Source organism: Paracoccus versutus, from assembly GCF_029909795.1.
GTDB lineage: Bacteria > Pseudomonadota > Alphaproteobacteria > Rhodobacterales > Rhodobacteraceae > Paracoccus > Paracoccus versutus.
Genome location: NZ_CP038196.1, coordinates 1,756,393 through 1,779,293, shown reverse-complemented (window position 1 = coordinate 1,779,293; position 22,901 = coordinate 1,756,393). Strand labels below are relative to the sequence as shown.

20 protein-coding genes are annotated in these 22,901 nt (G+C 68.6%); 1 reads left to right on the top strand and 19 read right to left on the bottom strand.

Annotation, left to right across the window (positions count from 1 at the left end; genetic code table 11):
• Positions 1-1,182, bottom strand: coding sequence for an MFS transporter (locus E3U25_RS08770; protein ID WP_166443852.1), 1,182 nt, complete (start codon positions 1,180-1,182; stop codon positions 1-3).
• Positions 1,183-1,432: 250 nt separating this feature from the next.
• Between E3U25_RS08770 and E3U25_RS08765 the strand changes: the two genes are divergently transcribed.
• Positions 1,433-2,920: an aldehyde dehydrogenase family protein gene (locus E3U25_RS08765; protein WP_116220615.1), complete on the top strand. Its 1,488-nt coding sequence runs from the start codon at positions 1,433-1,435 to the stop codon at positions 2,918-2,920.
• A gap of 71 nt (positions 2,921-2,991) precedes the next feature.
• Here the strand turns inward: E3U25_RS08765 and E3U25_RS08760 are convergent, their stop codons facing one another.
• From E3U25_RS08760 to E3U25_RS08675, 18 genes are all read right to left on the bottom strand, one after another.
• Positions 2,992-4,188 carry an acetyl-CoA C-acetyltransferase gene (locus tag E3U25_RS08760; RefSeq protein ID WP_116220616.1) on the bottom strand — a complete coding sequence of 399 codons (1,197 nt, stop codon included), beginning with the start codon at positions 4,186-4,188 and terminating at the stop codon, positions 2,992-2,994.
• 61 nt (positions 4,189-4,249) lie between these two features.
• Entirely contained in the window at positions 4,250-5,164 is a 915-nt protein-coding gene (locus E3U25_RS08755; protein ID WP_036760006.1) for an SDR family NAD(P)-dependent oxidoreductase, read from the bottom strand.
• Between the two features lie 18 nt (positions 5,165-5,182).
• Positions 5,183-6,325 (bottom strand): acyl-CoA dehydrogenase family protein, encoded by a 1,143-nt coding sequence (locus tag E3U25_RS08750; RefSeq protein WP_036760030.1) that lies wholly within the window; start codon positions 6,323-6,325, stop codon positions 5,183-5,185.
• Between the two features lie 24 nt (positions 6,326-6,349).
• The gene (locus tag E3U25_RS08745) at positions 6,350-7,402 is read right to left on the bottom strand and encodes an acyl-CoA dehydrogenase family protein (RefSeq protein WP_116221658.1); all 1,053 of its coding nucleotides are present in this window, start codon (positions 7,400-7,402) and stop codon (positions 6,350-6,352) included.
• Between the two features lie 14 nt (positions 7,403-7,416).
• On the bottom strand, positions 7,417-8,286 hold the full coding sequence (locus E3U25_RS08740; RefSeq protein WP_036760004.1) for a MaoC/PaaZ C-terminal domain-containing protein: 870 nt from the start codon (positions 8,284-8,286) through the stop codon (positions 7,417-7,419).
• On the bottom strand, positions 8,283-9,116 hold the full coding sequence (locus E3U25_RS08735) for an HTD2 family dehydratase (protein WP_116220617.1): 834 nt from the start codon (positions 9,114-9,116) through the stop codon (positions 8,283-8,285). The genes E3U25_RS08740 and E3U25_RS08735 overlap by 4 nt, the downstream gene beginning before the upstream one ends.
• Positions 9,113-9,997 (bottom strand): HpcH/HpaI aldolase/citrate lyase family protein, encoded by an 885-nt coding sequence (locus tag E3U25_RS08730; RefSeq protein WP_208861509.1) that lies wholly within the window; start codon positions 9,995-9,997, stop codon positions 9,113-9,115. The genes E3U25_RS08735 and E3U25_RS08730 overlap by 4 nt, the downstream gene beginning before the upstream one ends.
• A 228-nt stretch (positions 9,998-10,225) precedes the next feature.
• A complete protein-coding gene (locus tag E3U25_RS08725) occupies positions 10,226-10,933 on the bottom strand; it encodes a nitroreductase (protein ID WP_116220618.1) in 708 nt (235 codons plus the stop codon).
• Positions 10,930-11,316, bottom strand: coding sequence for a cupin domain-containing protein (locus E3U25_RS08720; protein ID WP_072464147.1), 387 nt, complete (start codon positions 11,314-11,316; stop codon positions 10,930-10,932). Before E3U25_RS08720 ends, E3U25_RS08725 begins: the two co-directional genes overlap by 4 nt.
• Positions 11,317-11,328: 12 nt before the next feature.
• Positions 11,329-12,720, bottom strand: coding sequence for an MmgE/PrpD family protein (locus E3U25_RS08715; protein ID WP_116220619.1), 1,392 nt, complete (start codon positions 12,718-12,720; stop codon positions 11,329-11,331).
• A 7-nt stretch (positions 12,721-12,727) separates the two neighbouring features.
• Positions 12,728-13,528, bottom strand: coding sequence for an enoyl-CoA hydratase/isomerase family protein (locus tag E3U25_RS08710; RefSeq protein WP_116220620.1), 801 nt, complete (start codon positions 13,526-13,528; stop codon positions 12,728-12,730).
• A gap of 4 nt (positions 13,529-13,532) precedes the next feature.
• Positions 13,533-15,458, bottom strand: a complete 1,926-nt coding sequence (locus E3U25_RS08705) for an AMP-binding protein (RefSeq protein WP_116220621.1) — start codon at positions 15,456-15,458, stop codon at positions 13,533-13,535.
• Positions 15,459-15,503: 45 nt separating this feature from the next.
• Complete coding sequence (locus E3U25_RS08700; RefSeq protein WP_116220622.1) at positions 15,504-16,946, bottom strand: MmgE/PrpD family protein; 1,443 nt, start codon at positions 16,944-16,946, stop codon at positions 15,504-15,506.
• A gap of 128 nt (positions 16,947-17,074) precedes the next feature.
• Positions 17,075-18,721, bottom strand: a complete 1,647-nt coding sequence (locus E3U25_RS08695) for an electron transfer flavoprotein-ubiquinone oxidoreductase (RefSeq protein WP_116220623.1) — start codon at positions 18,719-18,721, stop codon at positions 17,075-17,077.
• A 129-nt stretch (positions 18,722-18,850) separates the two neighbouring features.
• Positions 18,851-19,777, bottom strand: coding sequence for an electron transfer flavoprotein subunit alpha/FixB family protein (locus E3U25_RS08690; protein WP_281029249.1), 927 nt, complete (start codon positions 19,775-19,777; stop codon positions 18,851-18,853).
• Positions 19,777-20,535 carry an electron transfer flavoprotein subunit beta/FixA family protein gene (locus E3U25_RS08685; RefSeq protein WP_116220625.1) on the bottom strand — a complete coding sequence of 253 codons (759 nt, stop codon included), beginning with the start codon at positions 20,533-20,535 and terminating at the stop codon, positions 19,777-19,779. The genes E3U25_RS08690 and E3U25_RS08685 overlap by 1 nt, the downstream gene beginning before the upstream one ends.
• Entirely contained in the window at positions 20,532-21,674 is a 1,143-nt protein-coding gene (locus E3U25_RS08680) for a CaiB/BaiF CoA transferase family protein (RefSeq protein WP_116220626.1), read from the bottom strand. Before E3U25_RS08680 ends, E3U25_RS08685 begins: the two co-directional genes overlap by 4 nt.
• The gene (locus E3U25_RS08675) at positions 21,674-22,840 is read right to left on the bottom strand and encodes an acyl-CoA dehydrogenase family protein (protein WP_036760892.1); all 1,167 of its coding nucleotides are present in this window, start codon (positions 22,838-22,840) and stop codon (positions 21,674-21,676) included. The genes E3U25_RS08680 and E3U25_RS08675 overlap by 1 nt, the downstream gene beginning before the upstream one ends.
• Positions 22,841-22,901 lie beyond the last annotated feature (61 nt).

Below are 22,901 nucleotides of genomic sequence, written 5' to 3'. Positions count from 1 at the left end.
TCAGCGCCGGGCCAGCGTCAGGGCCGAGGATGCCGCCATGCCAAGCGCAAGCGCCCAGGTCATCGCGCCCGATCCCAGCCCCGAGGCCAGAAAGCCCAGCAGCAACGGTGTGGCGGTTTGCAGGAAATTGGTGATGGCCATGCACAGGCCGATGGCCTCGTTCACCCGGCGTTCGGGGGCGGCGCCATAGATCAGCGCCAGCGCGATGGGCACGCCGATGCCGATGATGACGCCCAGCACCAGGCTCAGCACGGAAAGCGCGGCGAAGTCCCGTGCCAGCGGCAGCAGCGCATAGCCCAGGGCACCCCCGATCAGCGCCAGCCGCGAGATGGCATTGCCGCTGAAGCGGCGGGTGATCATGCCGACGCTGAGGCGCGAAATCGCGGTGCCGATGGCAAAGGCGCCCAGCATCAGCCCCGCCGCCGCCGGCGACAGCCCGACCTCCAGCGCGTGCAGCGAGATGATGAAGGGATAGATGGTCTGGGCCGAGCTGAACACGGCGCTGATGATCAGCCATTGCCGCAGGGCGGGAATGCGCAGCAGCTCGGTCGTGGGGCCGGGCCGGTCCGTGCGGCCGGCGCTGGGGCTGCGGTCGAAGTTGTGGGGCAGGACAAAGACCAGCAGCGCCGCCAGCAGCGCCGAGGCGCCGATGCTGAACAGCGCGGCGGCCGCGCCCCAGAACTGATAGGCCAGCCCGGCGACCATGGGGCCGAGGAACTGGAAGACGGAATAGGCGACGACCAGATAGCCCAGGTTGCGCGGCCGGTCGGCGATGGCGCCGATCTCGCCCACGGCGCGGGCGGCGGCGACATGGCTGAAGACCGCGCCCGCCCCGATCAGCCCGGCCACCGCGTAAAGCACGGGGGCGGCCGGAAAGACCTCGAAAAGCAGGCTGGCCAGCAGGATCAGCCCCGATGCGCTGAGTATCGGCACCAGCGTCCCCGTCCGGTCCACCCAGCGGCCGAAGCCGACGCTGAAGATCATCGGCACCAGCGTGAACAGCGCCGCCATGATGCCCACCTGGGCGGTGCCGACATGCAGCCCCAGCGCGATCATCGGCAGCACCAGCCGGGCCGAGGCCAGGGTCGCGTTGTTCAGCCCCGAGATCAGGATGGTATCGACCAGCAGCAGGCCGTCGCCGTGCCTTGCCTTGCCGTCCTGTTCGGGGGTCTGTGCTGTCACCTTGCTCTCGTCGCGGGGGTTGTTTCGGTGGATCGGCGGTGCCTTGGCGGTCGCGGCCGCCCTGGGAAAGCCCGGCGCTGTCGCCGGCAGCGCTGCCATACGACTATGCATCTAGCGCGGGCCTGCGTCTGCATCAGCACGAAACCACAAAGGTTTTCCCTATGGAGGTTGCAGGCTGCGGGAATGGCTCGGCGCCGGGCATCGACAGCCGTGCCGTGCTGGCCGATCCTTTGGCGATGGAGGGATCAAGATGACAAGCCAAAACCACGACCGGCCCGAACGGCCGGCCTTTGTGCAGGGTGCCAAGAAGCTGCTGATCGGCGGCCGCTGGGTCGATCCGGCGGGCGGAGAGCAGATCGCCGCCATCAACCCCGCGACCGGGCAGGAGATCTGCCGGATCGCCCGCGGCGACGCGCGCGACGTCGACCTGGCCGTCGCCGCCGCCCGCCGCGCCTTCGAGGGTGACTGGAGCCGTTGGACCCCGCACCAGCGCCGCAAGCTGCTGCTCAAGGTGCATGACCTGGTCCTTGATCATTTCGAGGAACTGGCGCTGATCGAGACGCTGGACATGGGCGCGCCGCTGTCGCGGACCCGCAACCTGCGGGAATGGACCTCGCAGGTGCTGCAATTCTATGCCTCGCAATGCGATGCCGGCACGGTGGCTGCGCCCAGGAACTCGCTGCCGGGGCATTTCCTGACGCTGAAGCAGATGATGCCGGTGGGGGTCGTCGGCGGCATCATCCCCTGGAACGGGCCGCTGATCGGGCTGTGGTGGATCTTTGGCCCGGCGCTGGCCACCGGCTGCACGGCGGTGCTGAAGCCGGCCGAGGACGCCTCGCTTTCCGTGCTGCGCGTGTCCGAGCTGATGCTCGAGGCCGGCGTGCCCGAGGGCGTCATCAACGTCGTCACCGGCTATGGTCACGAGGCCGGGCAGGCCCTGGCCGAGCATATGGGCGTCGACCGGCTGGCCTTCACCGGCTCGGTCGGCACCGCGCAGGCGATCACCCGCGCCTCGGCCGGCAATCTCAAGCGGCTGCAGATGGAGCTGGGCGGCAAGTCGCCCGACATCGTCTTTGCCGATGCCGACCTGGACAAGGCGGTGCCGGGCGCGGCGATGGGCGTGTTCACCAATACCGGGCAGGTCTGCGTGGCCGGCACGCGGATCTTCGTGCAGCGCAGGGTTCATGACGAATTCGTGGCGCGGCTGAAGGAGTTCACCGCGACGATCCGCGTCGGCGACGGTTGCGATCCGCAGACGCAGGTGGGGCCGCTGGTCTCGCAACGCCAGCTCGAGCGGGTGCAGCATTACATCGGCATCGGCGGCAGCGAGGCCGAGCTGGTCGCCGGCGGCCGTCGTCCGGGCGGCGAGCTGGCGGCGGGCTTCTATGTCGAGCCGACGGTCTTTGCCAATGTCCGCAACGACATGACCATCGCGCGCGAAGAGATCTTCGGCCCCGTGGCCTCGGTCATTCCCTTCGACGACATGGACGAGGCCTTGCGGCTGGCCAACGACACGCCCTACGGGCTTGCCGGCGGGGTCTGGACGCAGAACCTGGGCACGGCGCACAAGGTCGCTCAGGGCATCCGCGCCGGCACGGTCTGGGTCAATTGCTACGGCGTGCTGGACCCGGCCATCGGCTTTGGCGGCACCAAGATGAGCGGCTATGGCTGGAAGGGCGCCCGCGAGCATGTCGAGAGCTTCCTTTACCCGAAAGCCACCTACATCAACCTGGACTGACCGCGAGGGACAGGGCCATGCGAAAGGGGCGAGGCTGCGAGCCTCGCCCCTTTTCATTTCCTGCCCTTCGATCAGGCGCGTTCGAACACGGCCGCCATGCCCTGGCCGCCGCCGATGCACATGGTCTCCAGCCCATAGCGGGTGCCGCGGCGGGCCATTTCATGGACCAGCGTGGTCATGATCCGCACCCCGGTCGCGCCGATGGGATGGCCCAGCGAGATGCCCGAGCCGTTCACGTTCAGCTTGTCGCGCTCGTCCCAGTCCATGTCCTTCAGGCAGGCCAGGACTTGCGCGGCGAAGGCTTCGTTGATCTCGACCAGGCCCATGTCGGACATCTTCAGCCCGGTCTTTTGCAGCACCTTGGCGGTTGCCGGCACCGGGCCGATGCCCATGCGCGACGGGTCGCAGCCCACGGCCGACCAGCCGTTGAGAAAGGCGATGGGGGTCAGGCCCAGTTCCTCCAGCTTGTCCTCGGCCACGACCAGGCAGGCGGCGGCGGCATCGTTCTGCTGCGCGGCATTGCCGGCGGTGACGGTGCCGTCCTTCTGGATCACCCGCAGCCTGGCCAGCGATTGCGGGGTGGTGTCCGGCCGGATGCCCTCGTCGCGGTCGAAGACCAGCGGATCGCCCTTGCGCTGCGGCACCGCGACCGGCACGACCTCCTGGGCAAAGCGCCCGTCCGCCCAGGCGGCGGCGGCGCGGCGGTGGCTTTCGGCGGCAAAGGCGTCGGCCTCTTCTCGGGTGATGCCGTAGTCGCGGGCCAGGTTCTCGGCCGTCTCGATCATGCCCGAGATATAGCCGAAGCGATGCACGGGCTGCGAGCGTTCGCGGCCCCGGTCCAGCCGGTCGTAGAACTGCGTCGTGCCCGAGCGCCGGCCCCAGCGCATGTCGGTCGTGTAGAACTCGATGTTCGACATCGACTCGACGCCGCCGGCCAGCACCACGTCGCAGGCGCCAGTCTGCACCATCATCGCCGCCGTCACCAGCGCCTGCAAGCCGCCGCCGCAGCGCCGGTCGGTCTGAAGGCCCGGCACCTCGATCGGCAGGCCGGCGTCCAGCGCGATCCAGCGCCCGACGCAAGGGGTTTCCGAATTGGCATAGGACTGGGCAAAGACCACGTCCTCGATCAGCGCGGGATCGAGGCCGGTCTTTTCCAGCACCGCCTTGGTGACGGTGCCGCCCAGAACCTCGACGGGAACGGGGCGCAGCGCGCCTCCGAAACCGCCGACGGCGGTGCGAAGCGGGCTGACGATGGCGGCGCGGCGCATGGGGTTTCTCCTTGGTGGTCGGGGTTTCGGCGGACGGGCCGCGGCCCGTCCCGGCAGGGCCCTAGCAGGGATCCCAGGTAAAGACGTCCTGGCTGCGCTCCAGCGGGTAGAACGAGGAACGCAGGGCGGGGATGGCGTGGTCGCGGACGGTCTCGGCCGTCCAGTCCCCGTCGCGGTGGACCGAGCGGATCGGGCGGTTCTGGCTGAGCAGGAAGATCTCGTTCCGGCGCACCGAGAAGATCTGCCCGGTCACGTCCCCGGCATCATCCGAGCCCAGGAACACCGCGAGCGGCGCGTTCTTTTCCGGCGTCATCTTCTTGAGGTTCTCGACCCGCGCGATCTGGTCCGGGGTCTCGGTCGGGATATTGCTGGTCATCCGGCCCCAGGCGAAGGGCGCGATGCAGTTCGAGCGCACGTTGTAGCGCTTCATGTCCAGCGCGATGGTCTTCGACAGCCCGACCATGCCCAGCTTGGCGGCGGAATAGTTCGCCTGGCCCAGGTTGCCGATCAGGCCGGAGGTCGAGACCATGTGGATGAAGCTGCCGCTTTCCTGTTCGCGAAAGATCTCGGCCGCGGCGCGGCTGACGAAGAAGCTGCCGTTCAGATGCACGCCGATCACCGCCAGCCATTGCTCGGGCGTCATCTTGTGGAACATGGCGTCGCGCAGGATGCCGGCGTTGTTCACCACGATGTCGAGCCGGCCGAAACTGTCCCTGGCCTGCGCCACCATGCGCTGCGCCGCGTCCCATTCCGAGACGCTGTCGGTGTTGATGACGGCCTTGCCGCCGAAGGCCTCGATCTCTGCCTTGACCTCTTCGGCCGGGCTGGCCGAGCCGCCTTCGCCCGACAGCGACACGCCGATGTCGTTGATCACCACCGAGGCGCCGGCGCGGGCCATGGCGATGACGATGGCGCGGCCGATGCCGCCGCCGGCGCCTGTGACCAGCGCAACCTTGCCGTCCAGTATCTGGGTCATTTCCGTTGTCCTTTCGTGTCAGGGCAGGTCGAGCACGGCCTTGGCCAGGATGTTCTTCTGCACCTGGGTCGTGCCGCCATAGATCGTGGCCGCGCGGGCGTTCAGGAACTGCGTCGGCATGGCCAGGTCGTTCGACCCCATGAGCGGCGCCAGCAGCCCGCCATCCTCGGCCATCAGTTCCAGCCCGTATTCGGTGATGCGCTGGTAAAGCGCCGTCTGGTTCAGCTTGAGGAAGCTGACCTCGGGCCCCAGCCTCTCGCCCCGGCGCAGCTTGTCGGCGACGCGGCTGAAGATGGCCTGGTGGTCCTCCAGCTCCATCTGGAAGCCGGCGTAGCGGTCGACGAAGGCCGGATCGTCCAGAAGGCCGTAATGCTGGCCCAGCCGGCGCAGCTTGGCCAGCGCGCTGGCCGACTGCCGCGGGCCGCCCAGGAAGATCCGCTCGAAGCCCAGCAGGTTCTTGGCCATGGTCCAGCCCTGGTTGACCTCGCCCACGATATTGCCCTTGGGCACGCGGACGTTGTCGAAGAACACTTCCGAGAATTCGTCGTCCAGCTCCAGGTTGATGATCGGCCGGATGGTGATGCCGGGCGTGTCCAGCGGGATCAGCAGGAAGCTGATGCCCTCCTGCTTCTTGCCGGTCTTGTCGGTCCTGACCAGGCAAAAGATCCAGTCGGCATCGCCGGCCAGCGTGGTCCAGATCTTCTGCCCGTTCACCACCCATTCGTCGCCGTCCAGCACCGCCTCGGTGCGCAGGTTGGCCAGGTCAGAGCCGGCGTTGGGTTCGGAATAGCCCTGGCACCAGATATGCTCGCCCGACAGGATCCTGGGCAGGAAATGCGCCTTCTGCTCTTCCGAGCCGTAGTTGATCAGCAGGGGCCCCAGCAGCATCATGCCGTGGTCGGGGGTGCGGGCGGCGCCGAATTTCTCGAATTCCTCGACATAGATCAGCTGCTTGCCGGGGTTCAGCCCCATGCCGCCATGGTCGCGCGGCCAGTTCGGCGCCAGCCAGCCGGCGGCGGACAGGATCATGTACCAGGGCTCGGCATCGTCCCAATGCAGCCGCTTGGCCGGGTGGCGCAGATGGGGCGGGTGGTTCTGGGCCAGGAAGCGGCGGACCAGGGCGCGGAAATCCTCGTCCGGGAGTGCGTTGTAGTCGTCCAGCTTGAACGCATCATGGGCCATGGCTCATGCCTCCTGCGTGACGGGTTTCAGACGGGCGAAGCGGGCGCGGTGCTGGGACGGCCCGCCAAAGCGCGCCGCCTCGACCATGGCCTTGCGCAGATACAGGCCGATGTCGTGTTCGTCGGTAAAGCCGATGCCGCCATGCAGCTGGATGCAGTCGCGCGTCACCTTCATCGCCGAGGCCGAGGCCCGCGCCTTGGCGCGCGAGATCGCCGCCTGGGTGGCGGGCGTCGGCCCTTCGCGGTCCCATTGCAGCGCCGCCTGCTCGATGCTGGCGCGGCTGACCTCGATCTCCAGCCGGGCGTCCACGGCCATGTGCTGCAGGATCTGGAACTGGCCGATGGTCTTGCCGAACTGCACCCGCTGCTTGAGATAGGCCACGGTCATGTCCAGCGCGCCCTCCATCAGCCCCAGCAGATAGGCGGCGGTCGCCAGCGCCGCCTCGGCCAGCGCCGGGCGGGGGTCGGCGGCGATCACGGCGCAGGGCGCATCCTCGAGGCGGATGGCGGCGACATGGCCGCCGTCCTGCGTCTCGTCGGTGGTGACGGTCACGCCGGGCGCATCGGCGGCGACCAGCGCCGATTGCGTGGCGCCGACGACCAGGAAGGCATCCGCCCCCGCCGCCATCGGCACATGGATCCGGCTCGCCGTGACCTTGCCGTCGCGGATCGCGGGATCGCCCGCGGGCTCCAGCGTGCCGCGCGCCTCGGTCCAGGCCGGGATCACCAGCCGTGCGCCGTCCAGATGCGCCTCCAACGCCGCGCCGTCGAGCAGGGCCGAGGCCAGCACCGCCGGGATCAGCGGCTCGGGCAGCAGGGCGCGGCCGGTCTCTTCGGCCAGCGCGGCATAGGGCAGCAGGCCCAGGCCGACGCCGCCCCTGTCCTCGGGCAGGCGCAGGGTGGGCCAGCCGAGGGCGCAGATTTCCGACCAGACCGCGCGGTCGAAGCCGGGAGAACTGTAGCGCAGCTTGCGGATGCGGGTCAGGTCCTGGCCGGTGATGCCGCGCGCGCTGTCGCGGATCATTTCCATCGACGAAAGAACGTCCTCGGGGATCATGTTCGGCTCCGGGTTCATGGTTCGGGGGCGGGATCGAAGCGGGCAAGGCCGCCGTCGATCACCACGGCGTCGCGGGCGGGGACCAGGGCGCGGAAGCGGCCGTCGGCCCAGATCTCGCTGCGGATCGTCTCGCCCGGATAGACCGGCTTGGCAAAGCGCAGCCGCACCGCGCGCATGGTCTCGGCGCGATAGCCGCCAAGCGCCCGCAGCAGCGCGTGGCAGACCACGCCCATGGTGCAAAGCCCATGCAGGATCGGCCGCTCGAACCCCAGCTTGCGGGCCAGTTCTGGGTCGCTGTGCAGCGGGTTCAGGTCGCCGTTCAGCCGATAGATCAGCGCCTGCGCGTCGGCGGTTTCCAGGTCGACGACATGATCCGGCGCGGTCTGGGGCTCGGGCAGGCGCGGCACGGGGTTTCGCGGCTCAGAGGGCCCGCCGAAGCCGCCGCCGCCACGGATGAAGGTGGTGCGGTTCAGCCGGGCGAAGCGGCGGCCCTCGCCGTCGGAAAGCTCGGTCTCGGCCAGGATCAGCGCCGGCTTGCCCGCGCCCTTGTCGATGACCTCGGTGATGCGGGTGCGGCTTTCCACCGTGCCCTTGCCTGGGATCGGGCCGAGGATCTCGATGGCTTGGTCGGCATGCAGCACGCCCTTGGGGTCGACGCCCGAATCCGGGTGGCCGAGATAGAAGCCGGGATGCGCCATCACCAGCACCATGGCCGGCATCACCTGCGGCCCTTGCAGCGGATCGACGTAAGGCAGCTGCCGCGCGTCCAGCGCATCGCGCCCCATGCCGATCGACAGCGCATAAAGCGCGATGTCGCGCGGCGTCAGCTCCTGCCGCACCACGGGGATCTCCAGCCGCATCAGCTTGTCCAGGTCGATGCTCATGCCGTCACCCTGGCGCTCATGCCGGTATAGCCGCCGGGGCCCTCGGCCCAGAGATCGTGGCCCTCGGCCGTGACGCGGCCGCAGACCTGCATCCGGCCGCCGGCGAACAGCGGCGCCTGGCCGCGAAAGCTGAAGCTGCGGGGTGGCTTGCCGATGTGGCGGACAAAGCCCTCCATCAGCAGGGTGGCGGTCAGGGGGCCGTGGACCACCAGGCCGGGATAGCCTTCCTCGCCCGTGGCATAGGGCAGGTCGTAATGGATGCGATGCGCGTTGAAGGTCAGCGCCGAATAGCGAAACAGCAGCACCGGGTCGGGGTCCAGCGGGTCGCGCCAGTCGGCGGGCGCGACCTCCGCCACCGCCGCCGGCTGGGCGCTGGTCGAGGGTTCGCGATAGACGATGTCCTGTTCCTCCTCGATGGCAAGGCCGGCGCCGGTGGCCAGGCTGTGCCTGACCGTCAGGAAGACCAGCGCGCCCTGGCGGCCGGATTTCTCGGTCACGGACAGGATCTCGCTGGTGCGGCTCACCTCCTCGCCGACATGAAGCGGTGCGTGAAAGGTCAGCCGGCCCCCCGCCCACATCCGCCGCGGCAGCGGCACCGGCGGCAGGAAGCCGCCGCGCCGGGGGTGCCCGTCCGGGCCGATCTGCGATTGCGGCGCCTCGGGGGTGAAGAACGTCCAGTGCCAGAGCGGCGGCAGCGCCTCGCCCCTGGCCGGGGCGGGGCGGTCCAGCAGCGCCGCCATGCGCCGGACATGGGCGGGCGCGATCACGTCGCGGCTTTCCTCGGTCCGGCCGATCCAGGTTTGCAGATGGGCGATGTCGATGCCGGTCATGCCGTGCCCTCCGAAAGCGCGGCCATCTGCACATAGCGATGCGCCAGCCGCAGATGGGCGATGTCCACCATCTTGCCGTCCACCACGGCGACGCCGTTCGCGGCGCCTTCCAGCGCCGCGATCACCGCGCGGCCCCATTCCACCCGCTCGGGCGCCGGGCGCAGCGTGGCGTGGACGGTGGCGATCTGCGCCGGATGGATGCAGAGCTTGCCGGCGAAACCCAGCGCCAGCGCCTCGCGCGTCTCCAGCTCCAACCCCGAGGCCGCGCGCGGATCGGGAAAGGGCGTGTCGATGGCGCGTACGCCCGCGGCCGCCGCCGCGATGGCGACCTGCCGGCGGGCATGGGCCAGCAGCGGGTTCATCTGCCCGCTCGCCCGCGCCATCACCCCCAGGTCCGAGGCCAGATCCTCGCCCGCAAAGCACAGCGCGGCCAGCCGCGGCGTCGCCGCGCGGTAATCCATGTCGAGCAGCGCCAGCGCCGATTCCGTGACCAGCGGCAGGATGGTGATGCGGCCGGCGGGGCGGTCGAAACCGGCCTCCAGCGCGTCGATGCGGTCGGAAAGCTGCGCCAGATCCGGCCGGCCGCCGCATTTGGGCAGCATGATCGCATCGGCGCCGCCGCGCACCGCCATGGCCAGATCGGCCAGGTGCCAGGCGGTGTCGGCCGCGTTCACCCGCACCGCGACCGGCAGAGCGCGCGGCGCCGCCAGCGCCTCGGCCACCAGCGCCCGCGCCTCGGCCTTGGCCGCGGGATCGACCGAATCCTCGAGGTCCAGGATCACCGCATCCGCGCCCGAAGCCATCGCCTTGCCCATCCGGTCGGCGTTCGAGCCGGGGCAGAACAGCAGGCTGCGAAGCGGCAGGGTATGAATGTCAGCCATAAGATTTTCCGTTGGGTCGCTGGTCGGCAAGCAGGTTGTTTCCGTTGGCGCCGGCGGGACGGAGAGCAACCGCCAGGCCGGGCTTTTCCCATGTGTTCTCATGGAGAGCGGGGAAATTCCATAGAATCAAACAAGGCAAAACCTGTTGGTATATATAGGCAAAGCCTATATCTGCGCGGGTGGTGAACCTGCCCTTTCCCCGTGGCGGGGCAGGCCATCCGCGACCGCTCAGGCGAAGCGGAACAGCGCCTCGGGCTCGATCCGGGTCGAGCGGAAGCGGTTCGCCGCATCTTCGGGCAGCGCGTATCCGAACGAGATGCCGCAGACGAAATCGCGGTCCTCGGGCAGGTCGACGACCGCGCGGATCACCCGCGCGTGCTGGGCCAGCGCCGCCTGCGCCACGGTCGCCACCCCTTCGGCCTGCGCGGCAAGCAGGAAGGACGAGACGAAGGCGCCGATGTCCAGCACGCCATAGGGGCCAAGCGCGCGGGGCACCGAAAGCAGCGCCACATGCGGCGCGCCGAAGAAGCGGAAATTCTTCAGGTGATGCGCGTGGCGGGCGGCGCGATCCTCGCGCGCGATGCCGAGCGCGGCGTAAAGCCCGAAGCCGACCTCGCGGCGGCGGGCCATGTTCGGCGCGGGATAGCTTTCGGGATAGGGGATGTCCGAGGCGATCTCGGGATGCGCCTCGGCCTCGGCCAGCAGCGCCGCGGAAAGCCGCGCCGTCGTCTCGGGCCGGGTGACGATCAGCTCGTCCCAAGGCTGCACGTTCGACCACGAGGCCGCCCAGCGGGCGGTATCGACGATGCGCCGGATGGTTTCCTCGGGCACCGGATCGGGGCGAAAGGCGCGGCAGCTGTATCGCGCCCGCATCAGGCGTCGCAGCACATCGGCATCGCTTTCCTCGCCCGCGGGGATGTCTTCGATCTGTCTCATGCCAGGCCCTCCGGCGCCTTGGGGTCGAGGTAATCCGCCAGTCCCAGGGCGCGTTCTGCGAAATATTGCGTCTCGATCATCAGGCAGCCGGTGGCCGAGCGGATCGGCCCGTGCGGCGTGCCCGGCGGGCGGATGACATAGGCGGGCGCCTTCAGCGTCACGCCGGTTTCCTTTTGCGTCACCTCGCCCTCGACCAGCAGCGCTTCCTCCCAATAGGGGTGGGTGAAGGCGGCGAAGGTTTCGCCGCCGGGCAGGATGCGGACATAGCGGGTGCGAAAGCCCTGGCCTGCGGCCTCGTCCAGCGCGCCGCTGAGCGGTTTCACTGCGATGCCCGCGGTTTCGGGGACAGGTTGCCAGCCGGTGGTCAGGTCGACGGGGAACATCGCAGCCTCCGTTCAGCGGATCAGCAGCGCGACCAGCTTGGCCGCCGGCAGCGCCGGATCGCCGGCCTTGATCGTCGCCAGCAGCCGCGCCGACTGCTCGGCACCCAGGGCCAAGCGGGTCAGGTCGTCGAACTTGGCATCCAGGTCGGCCTGCGAGACCGGGTTTTCCGTCGTGCCCAGCGGGTCGAGGATGAACAGCCTTTCCTCGGCCCCGTCGGCCATGCGCGCGGTGATGTCGCCGACCCATTTGCCGGGATGGGCGCGGTCGAGTTCCGGCTTGACGGTGATCTTCACCCGCTGCGCCATCCGGGCGACCTCGCTGCCTTCGGAAAGGTCCAGCGCGCCCTGCATATAGGCGGAATGCGTCTCGTAGCCGTTGCCCTGGCCCAGAAGCGACAGGGCGAACTGGAAGGGCAGGGAGTATTGCAGATGCTCGATGGTCTTGGGCGCATAGGCATTGGCGTTGGCGTTGCCGACGATGATGTTGCCGCCGGTCTGGATGCCCAGCTCGATCGCCTCGATCCGGTCGGCGCGGTTGGCCAGCTGGCGGGCGCCGTCGATATAGGCGTGGTTGATGCCGCAGCAGCAATAGGGCTTGATCCAGACTTTCGCGATCTCGAAGCCCTGGTCCTTGCCGAAGAGGGCGGCCTGGTCGGCGGGGATGTCCTTTTGCACGAAGGTGCGGAAGAACCCCTTGGCGCCCGACAGGAAGGTGGTCGGCCCGGTCAGCCCGGCCTCGGCCATTTCCGCGGCGCGGATGCCGTTGCGGGTGCCGATGCCGGCATGGACGCGCTTGATCGACCCGCCCGAGGAGGTGTATTCCGTCGTCCCCGAGGCATGCGACAGCGCGATTGACAGCGCATGGGCGGTGCGCTCCAGGTCGAATCCGCGCATCCGGGCGACCACGGCGGCGGCGCCGAAATTCGACAGGATCGCATGCGGGTGCCAGCCCCGTTCCAGCAGCTGCGGCGCGGCAAGGTTGCCGATGCGGGTATAGACCTCGTAGCCGGCGACGATGCCCTCGATCACCTGCGCCATGGTCGCGCCGATTTCCTCGCCCACCGCCAGCGCGGCGGGGACCACGCAGCTGCCGGGATGGCTGGAGCTGGCGCGATGCGCGTCGTCATATTCGAAGCCGTGGCCATAGCTGCCATTGACGAAGGCGGCGTCGCCCGCGCTCATCCGCTCGCCCGAGGCGGCGACGCGGGCCTTGCCGGGCACGTGGCTGCGCTTGGCCAGCGCCAGCAGCGCCTGGCTCCATGGCAGGCTGGCGCTGCCGACCTGCAGGGCCAGCTGGTCCTGCATCAGCCGGCGCGCGCCTTCCAGCGCCTCGGGCGGCAGCGCATCGTGGCGCAGGTCGGTGACAAGGCGGGCGACGGCTTCTTCCAGCGGGGGCAGGGTCATGGCTTCCTCACTTGTTGCCGAAATCCGGCATGCGTTTTTCCAGATGCGAGGCCAGCCCTTCCCTGGCCTCCGGCCCGCCGAAGCCCAGCAGTTCCAGCGCCAGCGAGGCGTCGAAGGCGGGGCCGGCGGCGCGCATCCAGTTGTTGAGCGAATGCTTGGTCCAGCGGATTGCGGTCGGCGCGCCCTCGGCCAGCCGGATCGCGGCATTCATCGCCCGCTCGGCCAGTTCCTCGGGCTCGACGGCCAGCGAGACGAGGCCGATGCGCTCGGCCTCTTCGCCCGTCATCGGCTCGCACAGCATCAGGTAGTATTTCGCCTTGGCGATGCCGCAAAGCAGCGGCCAGATGATCGCGGCATGATCGCCCGCCGCCACGCCCAGCCGGGTGTGGCCGTCGACGATCTTGGCCTTTTTCGAGGCGATGGAAATGTCGGCCAGCAGCGCCGCCACCAGCCCGGCGCCCACCGCCGGGCCCTGGATGGCCGAGACGATGGGCTTTTCGCAATCCAGGATATTGTGGACCAGCTCCCGCGCCTCGTGCCACATGCGCACGCGGGCGCCGAAATCGTCGATCAACTCCTGCACCAGGCTGAAGTCGCCGCCGGCGGAAAACGCCCGCCCCTCGGCGCAAAGCAGGACCGAGCGGACGGCATCGTCCTTGTGGATCTGCTTCCAGACATCGGCGATCTCCTGGTGGCCGGCCTTGTCCAGCGTGTTCAGGCTGTCGGGCCGGTTCAGCGTCAGCCGCAGCACGCCGGGATGCGGCATGTCGGCGCGAAAGGCGGTGTAATGCGAATAGGCGTCCATCATTTCCTCACTTGCCAAGTGCCGCGATCTCGTCCAGCGCCGCCGGGTTGTCGAGCGAGGACAGGTCGCCCAGCTTTTCCCCCGCATAGGCCTGCCGGATCAGCCGGCGCATGATCTTGCCCGAGCGCGTCTTGGGCAGTTGCGTCACCAGGTGAACCTTGCCCGGCTTGAAGGGTTTGCCAAGCCGGTCGCCCACCGCATTCGCCACGCGCTTGGCCAGGTCGTCGCGATCCCCGGCAAAGCCCGGCATCGGCAGGACGAAGACCACCAGCTTCTGGCCCTTGACCGGGTCGCTGACGCCGACCGCCGCCGCCTCGCTGATCTCCTCCATCTCCAGCACGACCTCCTCGACCTCGGCCGGGCCCAGGCGCTTGCCCGCGACCTTCAGCGTGTCGTCCGAGCGGCCCATGACCACGAAGCTGCCGTCGGGCGATTTCACCGCCAGGTCGCCATGCACCCATGATCCGGGGATCGTGGACCAGTAGCTGTCGATATAGCGCGCGTCGTCCTGCCAGAAGCTGGCCGTCATGCCGATGAAGGGGGCGCGGATCACCACCTCGCCGACCTCGCCCAGGACAGGGTTGCCCTGCGGGTCGGTCACGGTCACGTCGATGCCCGGCGACGCGGTGTTGAAGCCGCCCGCCGCGATGGGCTTGACCTGCACCGAGGACAGCAGCGCGCCCGAAACCTCGGTGCCGCCGGTATAGTTGATGACCGGGCTGCCGTTCGCCCCGAAGCGGTTCTGGTACCAGGCGAAATGTTCGGCGTCGATGACCTCGCCCGCGGTGATCAGCAGTTGCAGGCTGGAGCGGTCGTGCTTCAGCGCCAGCGCCTCGTTGGCGGCAAAGCCGCGGATCAGCGTGGGGGCCGAGCCGTAATGGGTGATCTTGTGATCCTCGATCAGCTTGCCCATGCGCGACCAGTCGGGAAAGTCCGGCGCGCCGGCGTAAAGCACCAGCGTCGCCCCGCGCAGAAGCGCCGTGGACAGCACCAGCGTGCCGGCGATCCAGCCCATGTCGGCCGGCCAGCAGAACACGTCGCCCGGCCCGACGTTGAAATGCACCGCCGAGTCATGCGCGATGCGCAGCGGAAAGCCGCCATGGGTATGCACCGGCCCCTTGGGCTTGCCGGTGGTGCCCGAGGTATAGATCACCATGAACGGGTCCATCGGCCCCATGCTTTCGGCGGGGCGGTGGTCGTCGTCGGCTTCCGCCACCTGGTTCCAGGTCAGGTCGCCTAGGGGAATCGCCACGCCAGGCGCGTCCTTCCAGATGATCGTCTCGACCGAGGGCAGGTGCTTGCGCGCCTCCTGCATCACCGCCTGCATGTCGACATATCTGCCCCGGCGCGCAAAGCCGGTGGTGGCGATCACCGCCCTGGCCGCGCTGGGTTCCAGCCGCGAGATCACCGCCTCATGCCCGAAACCGGAGAACAGCGGCACCATGATCGCGCCGATATAGGGGATGGCCAGCGCGGAAACCGTCGCCTCGATGCCGTTGTCCAGCAGCAGCCCGACCCGGTCGCCGCGCCCGATGCCCAGCCGGCGCAGGCCATGGGCAAAGCGGCGCACCATGACGGCCAGTTCGGCAAAGGTGATCCGGCGCACCGTCCCGTCCTCGGCCTCGTCGATGACGGCGATGCGGTCGGGCGCGGTCCCGGCATGGGCCAGCACGGTATTGACCCAGTTCAGCCGCGCCCCCGGCCACCATTGCGGGAACTCCTTGCCGCGCGAGAGGTCCACATAGCCCTCGGGCGCCCTGTCCCATTCGATGCCCAGGAAATCCGCGGCCGCCTGCCAGTAGGCCTCGGGCTTTTCGACGGACAGGGCCAGCAGCGCATCGTAATCCCGGACGCCCAGCCTTTCGGCCAGCTTCAGCACATGGGCGCTGTCGAGATGCTTCTGCTGCGGAGTCCAGGCTTCTGGGGCTGTCATCTTGATTTCCTCCGGGTTCGCGGCGATCCGGGCGCCGGCTGTGGTTCAGTTGCGAGGGGCCGGGCCCTGCGCGTCGGGCGCGGTCAGCCGCATGACCCGGCCAAGGTCGTCCAGCCGGGGCAGGTCCATGACCAGTTCCACGATGGCCTCGGCATTGCCGCGCGGCAGGATGCCGTCCACGTTGCTCAGGAACTTGGCGATCAGCTCGTCATTGGTCATGTGGCTGGCCGGGTCGGGCGATTTCGTGCCCTTGGGATAGCGCCGCTCGCCGGCATAGGTCCGGCCGCGCGCCCGGATCTCCAGCTTGGCGGGGCGGCTCGCGGCATTGCCGGTCAAGAGCTTGACGTAATCGGGATGCACCTCATGCGTCACCTTGTCCATCAGCCCCATGACCGAGTCGCCGAAGACCAGCTCCGGGTCCATCCAGGCCCGGCCCGGCGGCACGCGATGGGCGCCGACGGCGATGCCATGGGCGATGGAAAACTGCGCGTCATGCGGCAGCAGGATCTCGCGGTTCAGCCAGACCGGCTGCTCGACCATGCCCTCGACATAGACCTTGATGCCCTCGATCTCCTCGACGGCGATCTGGTGCCGGTCCAGCAGATCCTGCATCTCGTCGATCAGCGCGTGCAGGATGCGGCAATGCGGATAGGGCTTGAAGGCCGACAGGTCCACGAACCGCCATTCCCGGCCCAGGTCCGCCACCATCCGGTCGGCAAACCAGCGCCGCGTGCCGATGAAGCGGCGATAGCCGAATTCCTCGTCGTCGAGGATCTGGATGTCGCCGCGATGGCCCAGCTCGGCGGCATAGGCGGCGGTAAAGGCCGATTGCGTCAGGACGCCGGCATGCAGGTATTTGATGGTCGAGCTGGGCGCGTGCTGGAACCAGGCCGTCTGCGCATTGACCGGAGAGACCGAGCCCGCGATCCCCAGCCCGTTCGCCGTCACCTCGGCCGAATGGCCGCGCAGCATCGAGATGGCGGCCGCGGCGCCGAAGATGGTCTCGGCATAGCCGAAGACCGGCGGCGGGTCGACCTTGCCGTCCCTGGTGTCGCGCAGGTAGTCCATGCCCATGCCGATGCGGCAGGAGATCTCGTGGCCGACGGCGATGGCCAGAGCGACCGCCTTGCCGTCCCTGGCCATGGTTTCGCCAAGCGCCATGATGCCGGGCAGCACATAGGGGGTGACATGGCCGGGCGGCATGATCGCGTCCATGTCCAGCGTGTTGATCAGCTCGCCATTGGCGAAGGCGGCGCCGAAGGCCGAGACCTTGTCGCCGGTGCCCATGATCGTCGCATCGCCCTGGCCGCCGCCGATCAGCTTGCCGTAGGCGATCCCGGCGCGGCCCTTCAGCTCGCCGATGCCGGCGACGGCGACGCCGATGGAATCGAGCAGGATGCGCGCCGTTTCCCCGATGGCCTCGGCCGGCAGATCCTCGATCCGGGTGCCGGACGCCAGGTCGGCGAATTTCTGGATCATCGTGGTCATCTTGCAGCGTCCTCCCTGGCGGCCGGTTCTCCTGCCGGCGACTATCGCCCGATCATCTAACAGGCGCTAGAATTTCGTTCATCGTGTGCTTCTGTCCCGGCCAAAGGAAAAACCGATAGCTCGCCTTGTCACATATTCGGGTAGTTCGGCCCGTCTCCGCCTTGAGGCGTTGTCCAGTCGATGTTCTGGGCGGGGTCCTTGATGTCGCAGGTCTTGCAGTGGACGCAGTTCTGGAAGTTGATCTGGAAGCGCGGGCCGCCCTCGCCCTCCAGCACCTCGTAGACCCCGGCCGGGCAATAGCGCTGCGCCGGCTCGGCATAGAGCGGCAGGTTCACCGCGATCGGGATCGCGGGGTCCTTCAGCTTCAGGTGGCAGGGCTGGCTTTCCTCGTGGTTGGTGAAGGAAAACGCCACGTTGGTGAGGCGGTCGAACGACAGCTTGCCGTCCGGCCTGGGATAGTCGATGGGCTGGAAATCGGCGGCCTTGCCGGTGGCCTCGGCATCCGTCTTGCCGTGCTTCCAGGTGCCCAAGGGGTTCCAGCCGGTCAGGTTCGCCACCCACATGTCGAAGCCGCCAAGCGCCAGCGACGGCCACAGCCCCAGCTTCGACCACAGCGGCTTGACGTTGCGGACCGGCTTGAGGTCGCGGGCGATGGGGCCGGAGCGCAGGTCGGCCTCGTAGTCCGTGAGCTCGTCGCCCGCGCGGCCGGCGGCGATGGCGGCCGCCGCCGCCTCGGCCGCGGCGATGCCCGAGAGCATGGCGTTGTGGTTGCCCTTGATCCGCGGCACGTTCACCAGCCCGGCCGAGCAGCCCAAGAGCGCCGCGCCGGGCACCGCCAGCTTCGGGATCGACTGCCAGCCGCCCTCGGAGATGGCGCGGGCGCCGTAAGCCACGCGCTTGCCGCCCTCCAGCAGCTCCGCCACCATCGGGTGGTGCTTGAAGCGCTGGAACTCCATGTAGGGATAGAGATAGGGGTTGGCATAGTTCAGGTGCACGACGAAGCCGACCAGGACCTGGTTGCCCTCGAGGTGATAGATGAAGCTGCCGCCGCCGGCGTTCTTGCCCAAGGGCCAGCCCATGGTGTGGGTGACGGTGCCGGGGCGGGCCTTGGAGGGGTCGATCTCCCAGATCTCCTTCATGCCGAGGCCGAATTTCTGCGGCTCATGGCCGGCGGAGAGGTCGTATTTCTGGATGAGTTCCTTCGCCAGCGAGCCCCTCACGCCCTCGGCGATCAGCACGTATTTGCCGCGCAGTTCCATGCCGGGCTCGTAGGCCGGGCCGGGGGTGCCGTCGGCATTCAGCCCCATCTCGCCGGCGACGACGCCCGCGACGCGTTGGCCCTCGTAGACCAGCTGCGAGCAGGCCATGCCGGGGAAGATCTCGACCTCCAGCGCCTCGGCCTGCTCGGCGAGCCAGCGGCAGACATTGCCCATCGAGACGATGTATTTGCCGTGGTTCGACATCAGGGGCGGCATCGGCCAGTTCGGGACGCGGACCTGACCCTGCGGGCCGAGGATGTAGAAATTGTCCTGGGTGACTTCGGTGCTGACCGGGGCGCCCTTGTCCTTCCAGTCCGGGATCAGCTTGTCGAGGCCGGCGGTGTCGAGCACGGCGCCCGAGAGGATATGCGCGCCGATCTCCGAGCCCTTCTCCAGCAGCACGACGCTGAGGTCGGGGTTCACCTGCTTGAGCCGGATCGCCGCCGACAGCCCCGCCGGGCCGCCGCCGACGATCACAACGTCGTATTCCATCGACTCGCGTTCAATTTCGGACATGGCTCGGCCCCCTTGGCTGGCTGGTGGCGGTTGCGGGGTGGGGCGGGGGGCTCTGCCCCCCGCGCCCCTGCGGCCCCTCGATGGGGCCGCTGGGGCGCTCCCCCCGGAGTATTTGCGGAACAGAGAAGTTCAGAGCTTCCCGGTCAATTCCGGGACGACGCTGAACAGGTCGCCCACCAACCCGTAGTCGGCGACCTGGAAGATCGGCGCCTCCTCGTCCTTGTTGATCGCAACGATCACCTTCGAATCCTTCATCCCCGCAAGGTGCTGGATCGCCCCCGAGATGCCCACCGCCACGTAGAGCTCAGGGGCGACGACCTTGCCGGTCTGGCCCACCTGCCAGTCGTTCGGCGCATAGCCCGAGTCCACCGCCGCGCGCGAGGCGCCCACCGCGGCGCCGAGCTTGTCGGCAAGCGCCTCGATGATCGCGAAGCTCTCCTTCGAGCCCAGGCCGCGGCCGCCCGAGACCACCCGCTTGGCCGAGGTCAGCTCGGGGCGGTCGCTCTCGGCAACCTCGTCGGCAACCCAGGCCGACAGGCCGGGATCGGCGGCGGCGGCGGTCTCCGCCACGCTGGCCGAACCGCCGATCCCCGCCGCCTCGAAGCTCGCGGTGCGGATGGTGAAGACCTTCCTGGCGTCCTTCGACTTCACGGTCTGGATGGCGTTGCCGGCGTAGATCGGCCGCTCGAACGTATCCGCGTCGATCACCGCCGAGACGTCCGACAGCACCATCACGTCCAGAAGCGCCGCGACGCGCGGCATCACGTTCTTGGCGTCCGTCGTCGCAGGCGCCGCGATGTGGTCGTAATCGCCCGCGAGCGACACGATCAGCGCCGCGGTCGGCTCGGCCAGCCGGTGGCCGTAGAGCGCGTCTTCCGCGACCAGTACCTTGGCGACGCCGGCGATCTTCGCCGCCTCCTCGGCGGCCGCTTTCGCCGAGGCGCCGGCGCAGAGCACCGTGACATCACCCAGGCCCTTGACCGCGCCCACCGCCTTCGCCGTCGCGTCGCGGTTCAGCACCCCGTTCGTCACTTCCCCAAGCAGCAGAACAGCCATCAGATCACCCCCGCTTCCTTCAGCTTGCCGACCAGCTCGTCCACCGAGCCGACCTTGATGCCGGCCTTGCGGCCCTCGGGCTCGCGCACCGAGACCACCTCCAGCCGCGGCGAGACGTCGACGCCGTAATCGGCTGCGGTCTTTTCCTCGAGCGGCTTCTTCTTCGCCTTCATGATGTTCGGAAGGCTGGCGTAGCGCGGCTCGTTCAGCCGCAGGTCGGCGGTGACCACCGCCGGCAGCGCGACCGCGATGGTCTGCAGCCCGCCGTCGACCTCGCGGGTGACTTTCGCTTTGCCCCCGTCGATCTCGAGCTTCGAGGCGAAGGTCGCCTGCGCCCAGCCCAGCAGCGCCGCCAGCATCTGCCCGGTCGCGTTCATGTCGTTGTCGATCGCCTGCTTGCCGGCGATGACCAGCTCGGTGCCTTCCGCCTTGGCCACCGCGGCGAGGATCTTCGCCACCGCCAAGGGCTCGATGTCCTGCTGCACGTCGTCCGTAGCGGTGACGAGAATGGCCCGGTCGGCGCCCATCGCCAAGGCCGTGCGCAGCGTCTCGGCCGCCTGCTTGACGCCGATCGAGACGGCGATGACCTCGGAGGCCACGCCCTTTTCCTTCAGCCGGATCGCCTCCTCGACCGCGATCTCGTCGAACGGGTTCATCGACATCTTCACATTCGCAAGATCGACGCCAGACCCGTCAGCCTTCACACGGGCCTTCACGTTGTAGTCGATCACCCGCTTCACGGGGACGAGGATTCTCATGCAATTGCTCCTGTTGCTTCTTCGGCCAGCCGCGGGGCGGCCGCATCGAGGGGGTTCAGCGCCGGCACCGCGCCGTAGGGGCGGGCCTCGCCCGCGAAGATCGCGGCCGGGGCGGGATAGCGGACCGGGCCGTTCGGCGTGTCCACGGTAATGCGGCGCAGATGCGGGTGGTTCGACAGCCTTTCCATGTCGCTGACCGAGGCCAGCGCCACCTCGGCCTGAAGCAGCGCCGCGATGGCACCCTCGGCCGTCATGCGGGCAAAGCCCTCGGCCACCACGGCATCGGTCTGGGCGCGGTTCGCCACGCGGGCGACATTGGTGGCAAAGCGCGGGTCGCCCGCCAGTTCCGGCCGGCCCAGGAACAGCTCGGCCAGCTTGCGCCATTCCCGGTCGCTTTGCACCGAGATCAGCACCTGCCCGCCGTCCCGCGCCGTGAAGACGCCGTAGGGCGCGATCGAAGGATGCGCCATGCCGAGCCGCTTCGGCGACTTGCCGCCCTCGTGGTTCAGAAGCGGCACGGTCAGCCAGTCGGCCATCACGTCGAACATCGAGACCGAGATATTCGCCCCCTTGCCGGTCACGCCGCGGGCGATCAGCGCCTCGAGGATGGCGGCATGGGCGGTGGCGCCGGTGGCGATGTCGACGATGGAGATGCCGACGCGGGCCGGCTCGTCGGGACCGCCGGTGATCGAGCAGAGGCCCGATTCCGCCTGGATCAGCAGGTCGTAGGCCTTGCGGTCGGCCATCGGGCCGTCCTCGCCATAGCCGGTGATCGAGCAGGTGATCAGGCGGGGCCAGTCGCGCGCCAGCCGCTCGAAGGAAAAGCCCAGCTTGGCCAGCGCGCCGCGCTTGAGGTTCTGGACCAGCACGTCGGCGCCCTCCAGCAGCCGCGCCAGTTCCGCCTTGCCGGCGTACGAGCCAAGGTCCAGCGTGACCGATTCCTTGCCGCGGTTCAGCCAGACGAAATAGCTGGACTGGCCCTGCGCCACGTCGTCATAGCCGCGGGCGAAATCGCCCTCGGGCCGTTCGATCTTGATCACCCGCGCGCCCGCATCGGCCAGGCGCGAGCTGGTGAAGGGGGCGGCGACGGCCTGCTCGATGGCGACGACCGTGAGCCCCGAAAGGGGAAGCGCGCCCATCAGTAGCTCTTGGGCATGCCGAGGACATGCTGGCCGACATAGCCCAGGATCATGTTGGTCGAGATCGGTGCCACCTGGTAGAGCCGGGTCTCGCGGAACTTGCGTTCCACGTCGTATTCGTTGGCGAAGCCGAAGCCGCCGTGGAACTGGATGCAGGCGTTCGCCGCCTCCCAGCTGGATTTCGCGGCCAGGTATTTCGCCATGTTCGCCTCGGCGCCGCAGGGCTGGTCGGCGTCGTAGAGCGCGGCGGCCTTGAAGCGCATCAGGTTCGCCGCCTCGACCTCGATGAAGGCCTCGGCGATGGGGAATTGCACGCCCTGGTTCTGGCCGATGGGGCGGCCGAAGACCACGCGCTCGTTGACGTATTTCACCACCCGGTCGGTGAACCAGTAGCCGTCGCCGATGCATTCGGCGGCGATCAGCACCCGCTCGGCATTCAGGCCCGAGAGCAGGTGCTTGAAGCCCTGGCCTTCGGTGCCGATCAGGTTTTCCTCGGGCACTTCCAGGTTGTCGAAGAACAGCTCGTTGGTTTCGTGGTTGACCATGTTCGGGATCGGCTTGACGACCAACTGGCCGTTCGCCTGTGCCGCTTTCGCATCGACGATGAAGATCGACATGCCTTCCGAGGGCTTCCTGCATTGCTCGACCGGCGTGGTGCGGGCCAGCACGATGATCAGGTCGGAATGCAGCACCCGGCTGATCCAGACCTTCTGGCCGTTGATGACCCAGCGGTCGCCCTTCTTCACCGCGACTGTCTTGATCTTGGTGGTGTCCGAGCCGGTGGTCGGCTCGGTCACGGCCATGGATTGCAGCCGCCATTCGCCGGTGGCGATGCGGGGCAGGTAATGCTGCTTCTGCGCCTCGGAGCCGTGCTTGATCAGCGTGTTGATGACATACATCTGGCCGTGACAGGCGCCGGAATTGCCGCCCGAGCGGTTGATTTCCTCCATGATCACCGAGGCTTCGGTCAGGCCCAGGCCCGAGCCGCCATAGGCTTCGGGGATCAGCGCGGCCATCCAGCCGGCGCGGGTCAGCGCATCGACGAATTCCGCAGGATAGGCGCGGGCCTCGTCGATCTTGCGGTGGTATTCGTCGGGAAACTCGGCGCAAAGCGCGCGGACCGCATCGCGGATGTCCTGATATTCGTCGGTGCGTTGGTCAAACATGGTGATGATCCGTGCCAGCTGTGTCCGCATCGGGCGAACTGTCGCCAGCAGTCATGGCATC